Source organism: Lysobacter soli (assembly GCF_003382285.1).
Taxonomy (GTDB): domain Bacteria; phylum Pseudomonadota; class Gammaproteobacteria; order Xanthomonadales; family Xanthomonadaceae; genus Lysobacter_J; species Lysobacter_J soli.
Map to the genome: position 1 here is coordinate 217670 of NZ_QTJR01000005.1, position 14408 is coordinate 232077.

Annotated in this window: 6 protein-coding genes; 2 read left to right on the forward strand and 4 right to left on the reverse strand. The window is 63.3% G+C overall.

Going from position 1 to position 14408, the window contains the following annotated elements; all coding sequences use genetic code 11:
- Window positions 1-80 precede the first annotated feature (80 nt).
- Window positions 81-8246, forward strand: a complete 8166-nt coding sequence (locus DX912_RS09600; protein WP_181902780.1) for a calcium-binding protein — start codon at window positions 81-83, stop codon at window positions 8244-8246.
- A 338-nt stretch (window positions 8247-8584) separates the two neighbouring features.
- Here DX912_RS09600 and DX912_RS09605 read toward each other — a convergent pair whose 3' ends face one another.
- Entirely contained in the window at window positions 8585-9358 is a 774-nt protein-coding gene (locus tag DX912_RS09605) for a hypothetical protein (RefSeq protein ID WP_115842280.1), read from the reverse strand.
- Between the two features lie 1092 nt (window positions 9359-10450).
- Here DX912_RS09605 and DX912_RS09610 point away from each other — a divergent pair.
- Window positions 10451-10708 carry a DUF3653 domain-containing protein gene (locus DX912_RS09610; protein WP_115842281.1) on the forward strand — a complete coding sequence of 86 codons (258 nt, stop codon included), beginning with the start codon at window positions 10451-10453 and terminating at the stop codon, window positions 10706-10708.
- 30 nt (window positions 10709-10738) lie between these two features.
- On the opposite strand, the gene DX912_RS09615 is transcribed toward DX912_RS09610, so the two are convergent.
- The 3 genes from DX912_RS09615 to DX912_RS09625 all read right to left on the reverse strand — a co-directional run bounded on the left by DX912_RS09615 (window position 10739) and on the right by DX912_RS09625 (window position 14408).
- The gene (locus DX912_RS09615) at window positions 10739-12385 is read right to left on the reverse strand and encodes an ATP-dependent nuclease (RefSeq protein ID WP_181902781.1); all 1647 of its coding nucleotides are present in this window, start codon (window positions 12383-12385) and stop codon (window positions 10739-10741) included.
- Between the two features lie 518 nt (window positions 12386-12903).
- Window positions 12904-14079, reverse strand: coding sequence for a zonular occludens toxin domain-containing protein (locus DX912_RS09620; protein ID WP_115842283.1), 1176 nt, complete (start codon window positions 14077-14079; stop codon window positions 12904-12906).
- Entirely contained in the window at window positions 14076-14408 is a 333-nt protein-coding gene (locus tag DX912_RS09625) for a DUF2523 family protein (RefSeq protein WP_115842284.1), read from the reverse strand. Before DX912_RS09625 ends, DX912_RS09620 begins: the two co-directional genes overlap by 4 nt.

Genomic DNA, 14408 nt, shown 5'->3' on the forward strand with positions numbered 1-14408 from the left:
CTCGCTTCGATTCGATGCAAATGAAAGGAAACGGCGGATCCCTGACGGATCCTGCGCAACCCTTACCCAAGGAGTGGACCATGACCGTATACACCTCCTCGACGCTGACTGCGGCCGAGATCACCCGCCTGTACCTGTTCGGCCAGTCGGAGGTTCCCGCTGACCTGACGAGTGACAATGTGATCGGCATGTCGCACAGCAACGCGGCCACGCCGATCGTCGTTGACGCCCAGGATTATATGGTCAACGGTGCGGGACGCTACGCGCTCGCGTCGCTGTTTCCGATGGTGCAGAAATTCTTCGAGCTCGGCAGCACGATGCTCGCGCCTGGTGTTTACACAAAGGACGACATCAACGCGTTGCTGTTCAACGGCAACGGTCAATACACCATCGTCCAGAAGCAGTGGGCGTATGACCCGGACAGTGCCGACTACGCCACGCGCGTGCACGTGTGGAACACGACGCAGTACATGCTGGATGAAGGCGTGCGCTTCGTCGTCGGCGAGGATGGCAAGCTGTCGATTCACAACATGGCGGTCAGGCCAGCGCAGTTCGAAGGCCGGGACCACGCGGTGGACAACTTCGATTTCAACTCCCGCGATGGCCTGGCGGGTCTTGCCGGTCCCTACACCGGCAACATCATGGACCCGTCCAAGATAGGTACGCGGGTTGAGATCCAGTTCACCGACAACGTGATGATTTCTGACACGGTCTACGACTACGCCGACTTCATGGCCGACAAGGCGAACGAGGTGGAGCCGTTACCGTTCTGGCCTCCCTCATTGCTCGGGAAGATGCAGGCGCTCTACGACGACGTTTTCGCCACTGGCGCGGACAGATTCCTGGATGAGAACGGGCGCCCGATCCTGTACGGCACGAATGGAGCGGACTCCCTGAACTCCTTCACCACCGCGTATGGGAATTTCGTCGCGAGCCACCGGCACTACTCTTCGTACCTGGCCAACGGCGTGGTGCTGGTGGGCGGCGATGGCAACGACGAGATCCGCGCAGATGACAGCCAGAGCGGCCCGGATGCTCTGTATGGCGGCAGCGGGAACGATCGCCTGTTCGGCAGCTTCGGCAAGGATGAGTTGTACGGAGGAAAGGACGACGACGTGTACCGGATCGGCGATGCGGAGGATCGCGTCATCGAGTATGCGGGCGAGGGCACTGACACGGTGGAAACCTGGGTCGACTTCGTACTCCCCGACCATGTCGAAAACCTGCGCCTTTACGAAGACCCTGACATCTTGACCACGATTGGCAGCGACCTGAATGGTACGGGCAACGCGCTGGACAACAAGATCTGGGGCAATTCCTTCGACAATGTGCTGCGCGGCGAGGGCGGGAAGGATTACATCGAAGGCGGCGACGGCAACGATACGATCGCCGGCGGGACCAGCGACGACCAGATTTTTGGTGGCGAGGACGACGATGTCATCGACGGTGGCGATGACAACGACGAACTCTATGGTCAGGACGACAACGACGAACTCAAGGGCGGCAGCGGACGCGACTATCTCGACGGCGGCGATGGCAGCGACAAGCTGTTCGGGGGTAGCGGGTACGATTTCTACCGTGCGGACGAGAGCGATACGATCGACGACGAAGACGGGGCTGGCCGCGTCCACATGGACGGCCTGGGCACGCTGACGGGCGGCAAGCGCAAGGAGTCCGACCCGCAGAACGAATACCGCAACGGAAGCACGCTGTATGTGCTCGACGGCACCACGCTGACCATCAACGGCGGGTTGACCATCAACAACTTCAGCAATGGCGAGCTGGGCATCTTCCTTGAAACGGAAGAGGACGAGGAGGAGGAAGAGGACGAGGAAGGCCCCGACACCGGTCCGGCTGAGCGCCGCACCTCGCCGATCGTGATCGACCTCGATGGCGACGGCGTCGAGACGACGGGCATGGCGCGCGATCGCTACTTCGATCACGACGCGAACGGAATGCGCGAGCGCACCGCATGGGCCTCGCCCGACGATGGGTTCCTCGTGCGCGACCTCAACGGCAACGGACGCATCGACGACGGCCGCGAGATGTTCGGCAACCAGACGCGGCTGGGCAATGGCGCACTCGCCGCGAACGGCTTCGAGGCCTTGCGCGAACTGGATGGCAACCAGGACGGTGTGATCGATGCCACTGACGCAGCGTTCGCCAGCTTGCGCATCTGGCGCGACGCCAACAGCAACGGACGCACCGATTTGGGCGAACTGCTGACGATGGAGCAGGCCGGCCTGGCGGCCCTGCGCACGTCGTGGCAGAACTCCAGCCATGTCGATGCGAACGGACAGGCGCACGCGCAGGTGGGCACGGCCGTGCGATCGGACGGGACCGTGGCGGCAGCGGCAGACGTGTGGTTCCAGGTGGATACGACGCACCGGATCAACGATCAGGTCGCCGGAAGCGCGTGGTTGGCGCTGGCGGACCTTCCGGACGCCAAGGCGTTCGGCAATCTGCCGGACCTGCGCCAGGCCATGGCCGCCGATCCCGAACTCAAGGCGATGGTCGAGACCTTCGTGTCGGCAACGGATCCAGCCGTGCGCGAGAACATGCTGGAAGGCCTCATTTTCCAGTGGGCCGGAGTCGCCGACGTCGATCCGAACAGCCGCGATCCGCGCATGGTGTACGGGCACGTGATGGACGCGCGACAGCTGATCGTGCTCGAACAGCTCGTGGGGCGTGGGTACGAAGGGACCTGGTGCTGGGGCGAGCGCGACCCGAATCCGCACGGCAATGCAGCGCCGTTGCTGATCGCGGAGTTCAAGAAGTTCCAGAACTACGTGCGCGCCCAGCTGCTCGCACAGACCGATGCGGCGAGCTACGGCTTCATCCGCGGCGGCTTCGGCTCCGGTTACGCGTCGGTCGTCGTGGACTGGGCGCAATTCCACGAGCAGGTCGAATCGATGCGTGCCAGCGGCGACATCGCGGCGCTGTCCGAGATCGTCAGCGTGGTGCGGGGACTGGGCACGTATTCCCCGTCCTTCCGCGGCAAGGCCGACCGGGCGTTCTCCGACCTGCAGGCGGAATACCCTGATCTCGCGCCGGTGTTCAACACGCCGTCGCTGATCGGTACGCAAGGACGCGACACGTTGTTCGGCGGATCGCAGGGCGAGGTGATCGTCGGCGACAAGGGCGACGACACCATCTTCGGTGGCGGCGGCAACGACAACTACTACTACCGCGTCGGCGACGGCAAGGACCGCGTTTACGACAGCAGCGGCGTGGACCAGCTGGTGTTCATGGACGGCATCGTCGCGGGCGATGTGTCCATCACGCGCGATCTCACCTCGCTCTTCGTGGCTGTGAATGCGGGAGGGTCCATCGGCGAAATCCGCATCGACAACGTGTTCGACGAGAACGGCCACCTGCGCGAAGGCGTGATCGAGCAGATCAAGTTCCAGGACGGCACGACGTGGGCCTGGCAGGACATCCTGTCGCACATCGCGATGCCGGTGACGCCGGGCGACGACACTCTCTACGGCAACACCGGTGCCGACGTGCTGTCTGCGCAGGCGGGCAACGATCGCCTGCTCGGACTGGACGGGGACGACGCACTGTCTGGCGAGGCCGGCGACGACACGCTGGTGGGCGGAAACGGCAACGACATTCTCGATGGCGGCGCCGGCAACGACATGCTCAACGGCGGCGCAGGCAATGACACGTACGTTTTCGCCAGCGGCTTCGGCAACGACGTCATCGAGAATTACGACGACACCGCGCAGCGCATGGACGTGGTGCAGTTCGCGGCGGGCATCTCCGCCTCGAACGTGATGGTCTCGCGTTCTATCGACGACCTCGTGCTGACGCTGTCCAGCGGCGACACGCTACGCGTGCGCTACCACTACAGTGGCGAAGGCAGCAGCCGCTACGGTCTCAACGAAGTGCGCTTCGCCGATGGCACCGTGTGGGATGCCCAGGCGCTGAGGGCCAAGGCATTGGGGGGCACGGCGGGCGACGACAGCCTCACCGGGTACTCGACCGATGACGTGCTGCAGGGACTCGACGGCAACGACTACCTGCGCGGAAACGGGGGCAACGACCAGCTGTCCGGCGACGCGGGCGACGACTTCCTATTCGGCGATGGGGGCACGGACCAGCTCGCGGGCGGAGCCGGCGACGACCGGCTGAGTGGCGGCGAGGGCGATGACTTGCTCGAGGGCGGACTCGGCCAGGACCGACTCGAAGGCGGGTACGGTGCGGACGTGCTCTCCGGCGGCGAAGGCGACGACGAGCTGTATGGCGAGGGCGGAGACGACCAGCTGCGCGGCGGCTTGGGCAACGACACCCTCGAAGGCGGCCACGGCGACGATCGCTACTACTTCGCGCGCGGCGACGGCAAGGACACGATCCACGACGCGGGCGGGCAGACGACCATCTACGTCTCGGACCTGTCGCTGCAGCAGGTGTACTTCCGCCGCGAGGAAACGTCGCTGGTCATTCGCTTCGGCGACAGCACTGACGACGAGATCCGGCTGCGCCATTTCTTCGGCATCGATGGACTCGCGCTCGGCGGCCTGCGCATCGATCCGGGGAATGGTCAGCCCTGGGACATCAGCGCGGCGGATCTCGATGCGCAGGTACTACTGGCCACGACGTTTGACGACGTCATCCAGGGGAACGCGCACGATAACCTCGTGCAGGGCCTGGGGGGCAACGACACGCTGCACGGGTATGGCGGTGCCGACCAGCTCGATGGCGGCGACGGCAACGACGTCCTCGTGGGCGGCAACGGCGACGACACGCTGACGGGCGGCATCGGCGACGACGTGCTCGACGGCGGCGAGGGGAACGACCAGATGACCGGCGGCGACGGCATCGACAGCCTGTCGGGCGGCGCGGGCAACGACGTGCTCGATGGCGGTTTCGGCGGCGACGTACTCGACGGCGGCACCGGGGTCGACACGCTGTCCGGGGGCGCCGGCAACGATCGCCTGCTGGGCAGCGACGGCGACGACGAACTGCTCGCAGCGGACGGCAACGACGAACTGGACGGTGGGACTGGCACGGACCGCATGACCGGTGGCACGGGCGACGACGTCTACACGGTGGACGATATCGGCGATGTCGTGACCGAAGCGCAGGGCGAAGGCGACGACCGCATCCGCAGCTCGGTAAGCCTCACCATTGCCGCGCATGTCGAGACGCTGGAACTGGTCGGCGCGGGCGACGTATCCGCCACTGGCGATGCCGGCGACAACCAGCTGATCGGCAACGTCGGCAACAACGTGCTCACTGGCCTGCAGGGCGACGACTACCTGGAGGGCCGCGACGGCGACGATCATCTCGTTGGAGGCGAGGGCAACGACGTTCTCGACGGCGGCTACGGCACCGACACGCTGGAAGGCGGGAGTGGAAACGACCAGTACCGCGTGGACAGCGTCGCCGATACGATCGTCGAGAATGCGGGTGAAGGCGACGATACCGTGCTGGCGAGCGGCAGCTACCAGCTGTCCGCCAATTTGGAAAGCCTGCTGCTCATGGAGCAGACCAGCGCGTACGACGGCTTCGGCAACGATCAGGACAACAGCATCATCGGCAACAGCTACGGCAACCGCATCGACGGCCGCGGCGGAGAGGACGTCATGCAGGGCCACGAAGGCGACGACATCTACGTCGTGGACAACGTCGGCGACGAGGTCGTGGAATTCCACGGTCAGGGCCACGACAGCGTCGAGGCGTCGATCGATTACGTGCTCGGCGACACGCTGGAGAACCTGACCCTGACTGGCACGGCCGATCTCGATGGCACCGGCAACGCGCAGGACAACATGTTGATCGGCAACGACGGCAACAACCGCCTCGACGGCGGCCTGGGCGGGGACCTGATGCTCGGCGGCAACGGCAACGACGTATTCGTCAACGACTCCGGCGATGACTGGATCGTGGAAGTCGAAGACGAAGGAACCGACACGGTCGAACGCCGCTACGAGACCAACCTGATCCTGTCGGACAACGTCGAGAACCTGGTGCTTGTGCAGGGCGTCACGACCGGCAACGGCAATGACCTGGACAACACCATCATCGGCAACTCCGGCGCGAACACGCTCGGCGGCTGGGCCGGCGACGACGTGCTGCACGGCCTGGACGGCGAGGATTCGCTGTTCGGCGGATCGGGCGCCGATCTGCTTTATGGCGGCAACGACCGCGATTACCTCGATGGAGGCGAGGGAGTGGATCGTCTGGAAGGCGGCGCGGGCAACGACGTGTACGTCACCGACGACGCGAACGACGTCGTGGTGGAAGCCGCCGACGGCGGTACCGACCAGGTGCAGACCACCGCCACGTATGCGCTCTCGGGAAACATCGAGAACCTGTTCTTGATGGGGGATGGCGCGATCGACGGCACCGGCAATGGGCTCGACAACTACATCGCGGGTAACGATGCGGCGAACGTGATTCACGGCCTCGGTGGGTCCGACACCATTGTTGGCGCCGGGGGGAACGACACGTTGATCGGCGGCGCCGGCGACGACAAGTACGTGGTCAACGCGTCTTCTGGAACCGACATCGTCGACAACACCGGCGGCGGCTTCGACGGGGTGTTCTTCACCGACGGCATAGTTCGCGAGCGCCTGTCGTTCGCGCGCGACGGCAACGACCTGCTGATCAGTGTCGACAATGCAGCCACGCCGGCGGTGCGCGTGGTCAACCACTTCCTCGGCGGCGATGCGGCGATCGACTACGTGCAGCCCGACGGCGGCTTCTACCTCACCACGGCACAGATCAACCAGATCGTCGCCGGTGGCGGCACCGGGTTCGACCAGGTCATCGAGGGCACGGCAGCCGGCGAGCAACTGGTGGGCGGAAGCGGCAAGGACCTGATCAAGGGCTTGGCCGGTGCCGACCAGCTGTTCGGCATGGGCGGGAACGACACCCTGCAGGGTGGGGACGGGGACGACTACCTGTCCGGCGGCAACGGCGGTGGCACAGGCTCGGCGGACGATCGCCTGGAAGGCGGCATCGGCAATGACACCCTGGCCGGCGAAGACGGCAACGACACGCTGCTCGGCGGCGCGGGCGACGACGACTACGTCTACGGCTACGGCGGTGGGCAGGACATCATCGACAACACCGGCGGCGGCTACGACGGCGTGTTCTTCAATAACGGTATCACCGCCGCCCAGCTGGCCTTCACGCGCAGCGGCGACGACCTGGTCATCACCGTCGGCGGCAACGCCAGCAACACCATGACTGTCACCAACCACTTCCTGGGCGGGGATTCGGCGATCGACTACGTCCAGCCCGCCAGCGGCGCGATGCTCGATACGGCGGCGATCAACGCACTAGTGGGCGGCGGCAGCAATCCGCCGGGCGGTGGCAACGACGGAGACTATCCGTCCGTGGTCACTGGAACAGCCGCCGGTGAGCAGTTGCTGGGCACCAACGACCGTGATCTGATCAAGGGACTGGGCGGCAACGACACGGTGTTCGGATTCAACGGTGACGACAAGCTCGACGGCGGCGATGGCGACGACTACCTGTCCGGCGGCAACGGTTCGCACAACGGATCGGGCAACGACATCATCCTCGGCGGCGCCGGTGCGGACCAGCTTGTTGGTGAGGACGGCAACGACCAGATGTTCGGCGGCACCGGCAACGATAAGTACATCTACGGCGGTGGCGCGGACACAATCGACAACACCGGCGGCGGCACCGACTGGCTGCATTTCAACAGCAGCGCCTTCAACGTCGCGCGCAACCGCATCACCTTCCACCGTGATGCCGACGACCTGATCGTGCGGGTCGACGGCGATGCCGCCAAGCAGGTCCGCGTGCTCAAGCACTTCCTCGGGGGTGAGTACGCGATCGCGTACGTGCAGCCGGGCAGCGGCAACGCGATTCCGGCATCGCAGTTCGGCGGATTGCTGACTCCGCTGTCGTCCACCGCACCGGTTGCGCAACTCGATAGCGAAACGCCGCTGGCGGTCACAGCCAGCACCGCCGTTGAAGCACTCGATGCAAAGGCGACATCCGCAGCACGGTCTGATCTGGACTGGGAACGCGCTATGGAATCGTTCGACGCGCGCGCAACAGTGCCTGCAGCAGCAAACGATGCGGCCCCGCCGAGCCGTGAGTTGCAGACGCTGGTAGAGGCGATGAGCAGCTTCGGCGGATCGTCGGAAGTTTTGGCCGGCAGCAACATGTCTACAGGGCGCTTTGAAGATCATCTCTGGAGCGGCGGCCCGCACCAGCACCACCGCAACGACGGGGCGCGCTTGCGTTACATGGAGCCCTAAGCGGCCCCCATCGGAAGGCTCGGATCGCCGAGCCTTCCCTTGCTTTCGTTCAAGCGACTCGGACTGGAAAAGAACCCAGTCGCGCATGAGGCGCACAGTCCAACGCTCGTCGTGGCTTCTGCCGATGCGCGTGTTTCTCAAGGGGCGCAGCAACTCGCCTCAAGTCCGTCGCAGGGTAGGCACGTGGCCTAGGAACTCGGCACTCAGCATTACCGCCAAGCGAACGGATGCGCGGATAGGGCATGTTTATCGGGGGTGGGGAAGGTTGCCTCAGACTTGAGAAGTTCCTTTAGTACGACGTTCAACCTCGTCCGCCAGTGTCAATCAAAGCTGTCGATTCAGCTTGAATTTTTTTTGGCACTTGACCCGGTGGCTTCGCTGCTACCTTTATATCCACCTTCGATCACCTTCAACGGCACCTCGCCGATCGCCAATGCCTTTTCGATGGTGAGTTCGCTGCCACGGTCGGCGAGCAGCGAGCGCAGACGGGTGAATTCGCCGCACCAGATGGTTTCGATGTCGCGTTCGCGGGCGCGGTCGCGGGTGTCAGTCAGCGAGACTGCGCGTACCTGCAAACGGCCGCTCTCGGCACGGCCGCCGACTTCGACGCCGTAGCCCGGCGTCGCGGCCTTCCGCAGCACCACGCTGCCGGCCTCGGCCCAGGCGGTCTCCATGCCTTCGCGCACTTCGTAGCCGAGGCTGGCCAGTCCTTCGAGGACGGCACGGCGGCGGGCGACGGCGGCGCGGCGATGCAGTTGCTGCGCGATCGCGTCGGTGCATTGCTGCGCGAGGGCCCCCACTTGCGCCATGTCGGCTTCCGGCGTGGCCAAGCAGGCCGCGACCTGCGCGCGCAGCTCGGTGCTCGACGCACCGATCAGCGTTTCCAGCTCGACCGCGAGAGTGCGAAGCGCCACGATGCGCTCGCGGCGTGCCTGCCACGCCGCGTCGGCGGCGGCGAGGTCGACGACCAAGCTGTCGAGCAGCATGTGGCGCCGCGGGTCGGCCGGATCGCGTTCGATCACGTCGAGCCGGCGCAGGAACGGTTCCGCGCTGGCGTCGCCATGCAGGGTCTGCAGCCGGGCGATGGTGGTGCTATGCGATCGAGTTGCCAAGCCAGCCGGCGCTCCTTTTGCAGCTGCTAGAGCATCTGCGATCGGAGCGAGGAACATCCGCCGCACGGGCCAGTTTGATCTCGCTGTGGGATCGGTTGGCTCAGGCTGAAATTCACGCATATCTCGCGCATCTGATGCGAAAGAATGCACTTGATCCTGCGGGTTCCGAGTTGGTGATGCGGGCTCTTGCCAATGAATGGGCGATGCACCCGTTGGGCCGCAAGCGCTACTTGGTCTGGAGAGCAGTGCGGGGCGGCGCTGCCGCGCTGCTGCAATCAGGCTTTGATCAAGCGGCTGCCCTTCAGACTTTAACGGACGAGTTGCGCCGGAGCTGTCGTTGGTTGCTCCTGCAGGAACAGGCCCGCCCGCTGGGCCCCACTGAACGCTGCTTTCTCCCTGAACTGGGCTGGCGGACCCCTATGCTCGTGCGAGTGCTGCAGGAGCACGTGCTAGCAGCCCCCAGCGACTACTGGACTCAGAGGCTGCCGCCATGCACTTGAGGCAGCTAGGTCCGCGATTCCGACGGGCCTTCGGCAGTCGATCATTATTGGTTTATGGTCGTGGCGGATCCCGGAGCACGCACTTAGAAGTCTGGGAAATAAGTGACAACTAGGGGCTCAGAATTCGTTCCGAAGACCACATAAGCGTGGGGCTGGCCCTCATCGACCGTTTTCCTCGATGTCGAAGATTCCGGACGTCTGCATTGTCAACGCTGCACCCAAAAGTTCTGCGTAGTGCGCACTCAACTTACCGAATCACTGCCTCGGTTCGCGGATGCCCAATTTCTCTGCCTCGAAGTAGCGAACTTTCTACGGAGGCGCGATGCAATATTCTGCGTAGGACACGTATCGGTCGCTATGTGCGAAAGGTGGATCGGATCAGACCGCGAGAACGCCTTGGAAGCCTCGTAGTTGCGGCTAAATGCCGCAGGAAGGCCTGCGCTGTATTTCGCATAATGCATATTATGTCAACCGGCCGACGGAGCCTGCGTGGGGCACTTTCTGACGCTTTGGCGCGGCTTTTTCCTACGTCAGTCTGCCCCAGCCCGGCCGATATCTCGGGCAAACGCCTCATTCCCCCGGGAGCGCTTGCATGAACCTGGACTTCGAAGACGAATGGTACGGATGGCGGCTGCGAGGCCGCCATCTCGTTTCTGACGACGGCCAACGAATGACGATCGAACGCCTGCGCGGGCTGATGTGGCGCGACAAGATGGAACTCCGGCTCAAGGGCTTCGCGAGTCGTCGCGCAGCCGAGCAAGCCCGCCAGACAGCTTCACGACGGCAGCTTGTCAAGGTAGTCGTCGTCCAGCTGGCAGACGTGCGTCACCGCGGTATGGCCGCATCCTGACGATCTGAATGAGCGGCCAAGTTTGAGCGCTTAGTCGAATCCCTTCCTCGCGGGATCGCGGACCCAATTGGCGACTTGGCGCATGAATTCCCATACATCGTCCTTACCCGGCCTGACATACCCCTCAGCCGCTGGGTCGGAGCCAAGGCGTTCCAGCATCGCTAGTGCCCATGCTGCCTTCCGCCCAGACACGCCATGATGTTTGAGCCAATCCTCCACTTCTCCTTGGCGGACCACAAATACTCCCACCCGTGCCATGGAGTCGAAAAGGTCGTTTGCGGCGTCCGCGTCTTGAGGGCTAAGAAGCGATACCCCTCCGTCGCGCTTCATGTCTTTCCCCTCAAAAAGGGAGAAGATGCTGCCCCGCATCCTGTGCATCGCTTCGTGGGTTGCCTTTGGGACGTTTGAGGCGTTCAACCATGCCGACCAGACCGTCCCGCCCTCTTTCAGAACATCAATATCTACAATTCCTACTGTGGGGACACCAAATCGCCTTAATGGCCCAATTATCTCTGTTTGCGTCTGCTTGTTTTGCGCATTGACGAAAAGGAGAGACGGAAGACTGGGGTCGTCCTGGCTGAGTCGGTGGTAGATCTCTGCGTAAAACGCCCTGTCATTGTCTGATTCAGTGACAACCACGCCATCGTGAAATAGTCCTGAGACAACGTTCGCGCTGCGCATCAGTGGACGCTGCAGAAATGCTGCGAGCTCCTCGGAATTGACGACACGAGCTTTCGATTTACCGTTCGCATACGCCATGCGCACGACACGAACGTTCTGGCTCACCTGCAAGCAGCCCATTAAGAAGTCAGGACTATGTGTCGCGGCGAACAAGGATCGCTCACTCTTTGCCGTCAGTGATGCAAGCTGTTTGCCAAGCTTGCGAGCTAATGGAGGATGGAGGAAAGCCTCTGGCTCGTCTACTAAGAACGTGTGAAATTCGCCCGACATTACGGCTGTGATTATGCCGGTGTACGCTTGGACCCCGTCGCTCGCATCTTTGATGTATTGCGCCTTTGCAAAATAATCTCGCGCCGCTTTTGCGAGCGATTGTTCGTCAACTGGTGGGGTATCAGCCAGTCGGATCCTCAAGGTGCCCCCAAAGGTTGGGTCGAGCACGAAGTATTTGCCAAATGCTTCGAGCAGTGCATGCTGAACATTCTTTCTGATGGCGTCGTTGCCGAACAGCAAGCTGAGCGCGTTCGTCGGCGCTGAAAGCAGGTCACCCATTTGCTGATCATTGCTCAGCGCAAACCGCGATCGCCCATCTAGCCTTAAGGCACCCCAGCGAAGAATATTGTGGGTAAACCAGCCCTTCTCACGCTCCCTCGCTAACCGCTGAACAGTGTTTCTATCCACGACAACCTGCACGTGGCCGAGGCTCGGCTGGTATGAACCTATCGCGACGTGCCCCGATGCTAGGTTGTTCGGCTGTACTACAAGGGCAGCGAGCCGATCTAGTAGAGCATCGATCTCCCCTTCAGACGGCCATGCAAGGTCATATCCGCTAAGCAGCTGGAGACTAGCGGGCAACTCCTGATTCTCAAACAACGCATGCAGCTCACGAAGAGCTAAGCTCTTGCCGGAATTATTCGGGCCGACAAAAATAGTGATGCCACGTGCATCTAGTGTGATAGGGTCGTGCTCAGTGAACTTAAGCGTTACGGAACGCAGCACTTTCTTCGCTCCTTCATCGGAGATGACCAGGGTTCTGCAACTACTTGCATGATTCACGGACGCTGGCATCGAGCTGCTGCAACAGCTCGTAGGTACGGCTCATCCCGGCGGTTGCGAGCGTGCTCTCGCGAGAGGCTTTAGCTGCTTCGCAGGCAGAGGGGTTCCGAGCTCCATCCGAACGAATGCGGTGTCCCGAAGCTCCGTTCTGCGAAGTGCCCGCCAGGTGAGATAGGTAGCGAGAATCTGCTTGGCCCTGCTTACGCGCGTAATAGCGGCGCCAGAGCTCGTCATTGGAGGGGGGCGGCTCAGGCTTGGCGTCCCACGTCTTCGCTTGCTGGTAGCCGGCGGGGCAAGGCCCGCTGTAGAAGCCTACTGCCCCACCCTTGCCTACGCATTTATTGACGACCTGCGCCGAAGCGCTGCCGCACATCAGTGCGGCCAGCAGCAGCATTCCCTGTCGCATCGCTCCATCCATCCCCCTCAGGACTGAGACGAGCGTAGCAAAACTGGACCGGGGGTCAACGAGGTGCGGATTCGGCCCTGACGGCTCCGATATCGCCGTAACCGCTCACCTGTGGGGCGCTGAGGGTTGCACCGGGCAAGGCGTTATCCGTAGGGGGCGTGCCCCCTACACCCCCGCGCGAGATCTCCTGCTGCATCAACTGCCGGCGCTGGGTCGCTTCGTCGAGGCGCCGTCGGTCGCCCTGCACTTCGTCCAGAAACGGCTCGTACTGGCCGTCGAGCGCGATCATGCGGCAGCGGTTCTGCTCAATGACGTGGCGCGTGCCCTGCTCGCTCAGGCACGTGCAGCCGTCGTGCCCGTCGTGGCCAGACGCCATACAGAAGACGCGCGGCGCCTGCATGGGAACGTTGAGCTTGTCGTAGGCCGGCGCGGTCCACGGCTGGCCCGGAATGCGCGGCGTCAGCCACGCCACGTAGTCACTTTCTCGGGAGGGCGCTGGGGGCGACGGAATGTCCGTCGCGGCCACCGTCGCTGGCGCTCCGTTTGCCGCTCCGTCCTTGGTGGCGACCATCGCGGCGGAGCTCGACCTTCCTGCGAGCGAATCTTCCACCGCGCCGAACTGATGCCAGGCACCGTAAGCCGTTGCCGGCAGACCAATCGCGAGCGCGATGTAGTACCACGGGATCTTCTTTTCCACGGTGTCCATGACCGTGGACTCGTAGAGGCCCATGGGGCGCTTTGGCAGCTTGACGCGCTTCAGAATGAGCGGGCTCGCCTTCTCTGGGTTCCGCTCGAAACGGTCGAAGATCCGCAGGTGCGCGAACGGCAGGCCGAAGCGGCGGCGCACGTGGATATGCCGCTCGATCAGGTCGTGGACGAATTCGTCCACCTGCTTGGCCGGCGACTGGGACACGAAGATGAAGTCCAAGCCGCGGTGCCTGTGCTTGGCGAGCTCGCGCACGTGGTCCGGCACCTTGGAGCCCGGCGGGCGCTTGGGCAGCATTTCCGACTCGTACGCTTCGTCAATGAAGCAAACCGCGCCGTCCGGCAGGAAATTCATCCAGTCGCGAAATTGCTCGGGCGTGATCGGCAGACAGCGGGCGGTTTCGTGTTTGAACCCGCGTACGTTGCCGACGAACACCAATCGGCCTTCGTCGCGGAACTTCAACGCGTGATCGATCGCGTGCAGCGTCTTTCCGTGACCCGGCTGGCCCGTGTACCAGTAGATCATCGCGACGCTCCCGGCAGCTGATCGGCGACGCCCTTGGGCACGATGAAGACCTTGCTCGCAAGGCGAATCGACAGCGCGCTGATGACCATGGTCATGAACACGTCGAGGCCGATGGCGCCCGCGAACTGCATCACGACCGGCGGCATGGCGGCCGCGTGCTGCGCGAGCGCGCCTTTGATATCGGGCAGGAAAGCCGACATGGAAATCATGGTCAGGCCGAACACGCCCAGCAGCTTGGCAACGAGCAAACCGATGCCGTCGCGGAACGAGGCGAATACGAAGCGACCGACAGCGGTCGCCATATCGGCGATGAAACTCAGCGGGTTCAT

Coding starts and splice junctions, on each gene's coding strand:
- DX912_RS09600 (WP_181902780.1), top strand. CDS start 81: ATGACCGTATACACCTCCTCGACGCTGACTGCGGCCGAGATCACCCGC.
- DX912_RS09610 (WP_115842281.1), top strand. CDS start 10,451: ATGAACCTGGACTTCGAAGACGAATGGTACGGATGGCGGCTGCGAGGC.
- DX912_RS09620 (WP_115842283.1), bottom strand. CDS start 14,079: ATGATCTACTGGTACACGGGCCAGCCGGGTCACGGAAAGACGCTGCAC.
- DX912_RS09625 (WP_115842284.1), bottom strand. CDS start 14,408: ATGAACCCGCTGAGTTTCATCGCCGATATGGCGACCGCTGTCGGTCGC.